The sequence below is a fragment of the Skermanella sp. genome, from assembly GCF_059503625.1.
In genome coordinates, this window is record NZ_JCACHA010001147.1 from 1 (window position 1) to 5,132 (window position 5,132).

Here is a 5,132-nt window from a genome sequence, read left to right on the forward strand (position 1 = left end):
TTTTAACAGGCTTTCGTCTTCAGACGTTCCAACGTGCGGAAATGGATGCGGGGGCCGTCCATCTCATCACGCTGATTCCTCGCCGCAAGCGTGTTAGAGCGGAGTAACAAATTAGATGGGAGATAATGATCCAAAGGAATGCAGGCATGTAGACCTGCATTTTCCATTGAACAAATTTGGCTCTGGGTTCATTGTTGCAGTGCGGTAGCGATACCGCGACGCCTCTTTGGGCGTTTCCTCCCTAGACTCAGGCCGCCTTTCGGGGCGGCTTTCTTTTTGCACATATTTTAGAACTCCGCACCTGCCTAAAAGGTCGTATACGAAAGATTATAGGCCAAAATGTGGAATTTTAGGAAATAAACTGTCTTTTCGCTTCTCGCCTGCCAGCTTCAGCTGAGCTATGCCCCTGGGTGATGACGTCCAAGCGCATCGCGATCAAGCGAGCACGAGGCTGTTGAGGCCCGTCGAAGATCAAGTTGAGCATTGGAGAGAAGATGCCTCTGGAGATCGAGAGGAAGTTCCTGGTCCGCGATGGATGGCCGAGGAACACGGGCGGTGAACCGTACCGTCAAGGCTATCTGAAGCAGAGCGGTGATCCGCCGACCATCCGGGTCCGGCGAGCCGGTGGCTTAGCCTTTCTGACGATCAAGAGCCAGCCGGCAGGCCTCGTGCGGGACGAGTACGAGTACCGGATCCCGGCCGACCACGCCGAGGAGATGCTCGCCTCGCTGTGCCACCATCCCCTGATCGAGAAGGTCCGCCACAAGGTGCCTCATGCCGGAGTGGTCTGGGAGATCGATGAATTCCAGGGTGTTAACGCCGGGCTTGTTATGGCCGAGGTCGAGCTTCACCACCCCGACCAGCCGTTTGAGAAGCCTGAATGGATTGGTGCCGAGGTCACCGGAGATCCGCGGTACTCGAACTCAGCCCTGTCGCGGCATCCGTACACTACCTGGGTGGACGCCGATTAGACGCACTGAACGACGGAACGTGCTACCTTCGTCCCGTCGCCCAAGCGAGCTAGTTGTACGAACCACAGAAGACGTCTACTCAAAAGGTAATCGAAGTACCAACTTCACCTGCCGACCATAACAGGGGAAAACCGGCCGACCTGATTGTTTTAGCGGATCAGGGTTAACGAAGCATTATTGCTCCTTCCTGTCAGCGGCGAGGAGTTCCGCGATCGCCTGCCGAAGCGCCTGATTGGGCACAGGCTTGTGCATGAGACGCACCGATGCTTTTCGGGCCTGCTGCAGGATGTCCGGAGCGGTGTCGCCTGTCAGTAGGATGGCTGGCGCGGGCCATCGCTCCCTGATGGTTTCGATAACCTGCAGCCCGTTGCCGTCCCCGAGCTGGTAGTCGGAGAGAACCAGGTCGAAGCGGGTTGACTGTTCATCGAGGCGTGTCTGCGCGGCGGCTACGCTGTTGGCCCGGACGATGGTGAGACCGGTCTCCTCCAGCTCCATCGCCAGGGCCATGCCGATCAGGAGATCGTCCTCGACCATCAGGATCGTGTGCCCCGACAGATCCTCCACGTACGGGGCCGGCTCTGGGACAGGAACCGGCTCCCGGGGCGCTGCCTCCCCGGCCCTCGGCAGCCAGACGGAAAAGACCGAGCCCCGCTCCGGTTTGGACTGCACTTCGAGCCGGCAGTCCAGCGCTCGGGCGGCCCGGCGCACCGTGGCCAACCCGATGCCGAACCCCCGGCTCTGCCCGGCAGGATCACCCGCCTGGTAGAAGTCGTCGAAGATCCGGCTCAGCAGGTCCTTCGGTATGCCCGATCCCGTGTCCCGGACGTCGATCCGTACCGTGTCACCTTCTTCCAGCGCCTCCACCGACACGCCGCCGCGCTGGGTGTATTTGAGCGCGTTGCCGATCAGGTTGCGCAGGATCAGCTCCAGCAGGAGGCGGTCCGTGGACACAACCACCGACGAGGGCGGCACCTGAAGCCACAGGCGGGCCGCCCTGGCCTGGGCCTCGAACTCCATCGACAGACGATGGAGCAGGTCGTCCAGCATGACCGGCTGCTTGTCGGGCTGCACGATGCCGGCGTCCAGCCTGGCGATCTCCAGCAGGCCGTTGAGCAGGCCCAGCAGGCCGTCGAGCGAGGTCCGGACCAGGTCGGCCAGGGCTCGGTGGTCGGGGTCCTGCAGACGGCGCTGCAGCAGGTCCATATAGAGGTTCGCTGCGGTCACGGGCTGGCGCAGGTCGTGGCTGGCCGCCGCCAGGAAACGGGACTTGGCCCGGTTGGCCTCCTCCGCCTCGTCACGCGACGCCCGCAGTGCCACCTCAGCGGCATGACGGGCGGTGACGTCCTGGCCGATCTTCAGGAACCCGCGCAAGCTCCCGTCGGCATGGCGCAGGGCTACGTTCTGGCCCTCGATGAACACGCGCTGACCGTCCTTGCGCAAGTGCCAGCGCACGTTGGGTGCGGCACCTTCCTGGCGGGCGATATCGAACTCCCATGCGGGCACGCCCTTCTCGCGATCCTCGGGCGTGAACAGGATGGTGCTCGGTTGACCTACTATCTCCTCGGCACTCCAGCCGAACACGTTTGCTGCCCCCGGGAACCAGTCAGTGATCGTGTCCTGCTCGTCGGTGATGAGGATCGCGTAGTCGCACGCATTCTCGACGACAAGGCGGAAGCGTTGTTCGGTCTCGCGCAGCGCCGCCTCGGCGAGCTTGCGCCGGGTGACGTCGAGCACGAACTCGACCACCTCATCCCCGATCCTGCGCGCCGCGAACAGGCCCCACCAGCGCGACCCGTCCTTGCGGAAATACTGCTTCTCGTACGGGGTGCTCTCGCCCAGCGTGGTCACCTCCTCGACCGCCTTGAGCGAGGCCGGGTGGAACTCCTCGGGCGTCAGCTCCTGCCATGTCAGCCCGAGCGCCTCCTCCCGGGTGAAGCCGGTCATCATCAGGAAGGCGTCGTTCACCTCGGTGAGGTCGAACCCTGGCCCCCAGAACATGACGCCGACCGTCCTGATCGCAAAGGCACTCCTGAGACGCTCTTCGCTCACACGCACTGCTTCTTCTGCTTGCTTGCGTGGGGTCACATTGCTGGCAACCCCAAACCACTCAGTGACCTCTCCATCGGTGTCCAGGATCGGTGCCGCCCGTGAGTGCACCCAGCCCAGGGTTCCGTCCACCTGCCGAACTCGATGCTCCAGGTCGAAGACACCCCTCGTCCGGATGGCCTCCTGGATCGTCCCCCAGACGTGCGGCTGGTCGTCTGGGTGGATGTATTCGGTCAACCACGTCGTGCTCACGCCCTCGGTGTCGGAGAGGAAATCGCGACCATAAAGTTGGCGCATCTCGGTCCAATCCGGGCTCATACGGTAAAAGACTTCGGAACTGGCTTTCGCCAGAGCCCAGAAGCGTTCTTCGCTCGTGCGCCGGGAAACAACCACCTGGGTGGTCTCCGTGCAGAGGACCAGGACACCGCCGACACCATTGAGTGCGCTGGCGTCGTTGATAGGTCCGTAGCTGTAGGTCCAGTAGACGTCTTCGCGCCGGCCGTTGCGGATGATTGGAACCAGCTGGTTCTCATGCCAGGTCGGCTCGCCGCCCGCCATGACCTGGCTGATCTGCGGCCCGATGACGGGCCAAGCGTCCGGCCAGGCCTGCCGGCCCGGAGCTCCCAGAATGGAGGGATGTTTCTCAGGACCGAGCGAGGCGGCGTAGGCGTCGTTGTAGAGGCAGATGTGCTCAGAACTCCAGAAGATGAAAACCGGGTGCTTGGTGCTGAGCATGATGCCGACCGCTGTCTTCAGGCTCTGCGGCCAAGCCTCGGTGGGACCGAGAGGGGTGCCGGACCAGTTGTGCGCCCGTATCAGCGTCCCCATGGCGCCACCGCCGACCAGCCAGGAGCCATCTGCATGACCGTGATCAGGCGTCATGATCACCGACCGGGATGGTGAAGCCGGTGACCGGGCGTGTTCGCTCCTGGAGCAGGCGCAGCCCGTCGCGGATAACCTCGCTGGCGGTCTGGTAACGCCCTGATGTCACCTGGGCCTGGACGAAGCGGTTGAGTTCGGGCGTGAGAGAAATGCTTTGGCTGATGCGTCTGGTCATGAAGCTGCCGCGGGGAATTGGAACCACGTTGTGCGACAACACGGCACACGCAGTAGTGTTACGGCGGCAGCCTTTTGGTGAGTCACATGGCTGATGGGGAGCGGCGAGTGACTGCCCTCGAGAGCACCAGAAACCGTGGGGTAGTTCAGGCTGCGACGGCGAACGGGGCGAATTGAACATCGTTAGGGGGCATAGCCGGATACCAGCTGGTGAACAGGTCGCGCAGCGTGCCGTCAAGGGTGCGCGTTCGGGTCTGCAGGAGTCGATGAGCGCCCTTTCTTGACCATTGCATCTGCTGTTTTTTGGCGAAACGCCTGCTGATGACGAGATCGACGGTGGACTAGACGAAGGCGGTCGAGATGATCTCGCCATGGTCCCAGCGCTCCGCGTAGTCCGTGATCGCGGCGGAATTGTTCTCGATGTAGGTGGTCAACCCGGCCGTCGCCTTGACCAGCCGCGTCAAGCTGGGATAGCCGCTGTCCAGGGCGGCGACCTCCTCGGCCAACGCACGGGAGCGGTTTAAAGCTTCACCGGCATCGCCATGCCACAGCCTCCACTTGATCTGCTCCAGCCGGTCCTGCAGGGCAGCCGCTTCGATGGGATTGTAGTGCGCCAGACCTCTGGCGTATTGCCCGAGCCTAGTCAGCCTCATCGCAATGTGGAACCAGTCGAGGTGGTGCTCGCTGCCGGATGGCAGATCGCCCACGAACGCGCAAACACTGTCACCGCCGTCGGTCAGCACGGTGACCGGCTGATCCGCCGGCAGCCACTGGCTCCGCAGCACCTCGCGTAGCCCGAGCTTGGGCGCGGCATCCTGACTGCGGACGAGGCCGAAGTAGCGGTCGTCGCGATCCTCGGTTATCGACTTGCCGACGATGACCTCGAACTTCTTCTGCTTGTCATACCAGTTCCGGAGGTAGCCGCCGTCGATCCCGACGATGATCTCTTCCCGTGGGATCGGCGATGGCTGGCCAGCGGCGGGACCGTCATTCCTGGAGCCCGGTTCGCTGGTACGGAGGTCGGCCTCATGCCGGTCGGCGACCTTGTGCAAGTGGCAG

3 protein-coding genes and 1 pseudogene are annotated in these 5,132 nt (G+C 62.9%); 1 reads left to right on the forward strand and 3 read right to left on the reverse strand.

The genetic code is table 11. From position 1 onward, the window contains the following. Nucleotides 1-494: 494 nt before the first annotated feature. On the forward strand, nt 495-971 hold the full coding sequence (locus AC5JJ6_RS40810; protein ID WP_496047537.1) for a CYTH domain-containing protein: 477 nt from the start codon (nt 495-497) through the stop codon (nt 969-971). A gap of 174 nt (nt 972-1,145) precedes the next feature. Here AC5JJ6_RS40810 and AC5JJ6_RS40815 read toward each other — a convergent pair whose 3' ends face one another. The 3 genes and pseudogenes from AC5JJ6_RS40815 to AC5JJ6_RS40825 all read right to left on the reverse strand — a co-directional run. Then, complete coding sequence (locus AC5JJ6_RS40815; RefSeq protein ID WP_496047538.1) at nt 1,146-3,899, reverse strand: PAS domain S-box protein; 2,754 nt, start codon at nt 3,897-3,899, stop codon at nt 1,146-1,148. After that, a complete protein-coding gene (locus tag AC5JJ6_RS40820) occupies nt 3,889-4,074 on the reverse strand; it encodes a type II toxin-antitoxin system ParD family antitoxin (RefSeq protein WP_496047539.1) in 186 nt (61 codons plus the stop codon). The genes AC5JJ6_RS40815 and AC5JJ6_RS40820 overlap by 11 nt, the downstream gene beginning before the upstream one ends. Nucleotides 4,075-4,414: 340 nt before the next feature. Beyond that, nucleotides 4,415-5,132, reverse strand: a pseudogene (locus AC5JJ6_RS40825) (ISKra4 family transposase); the annotation flags it as partial.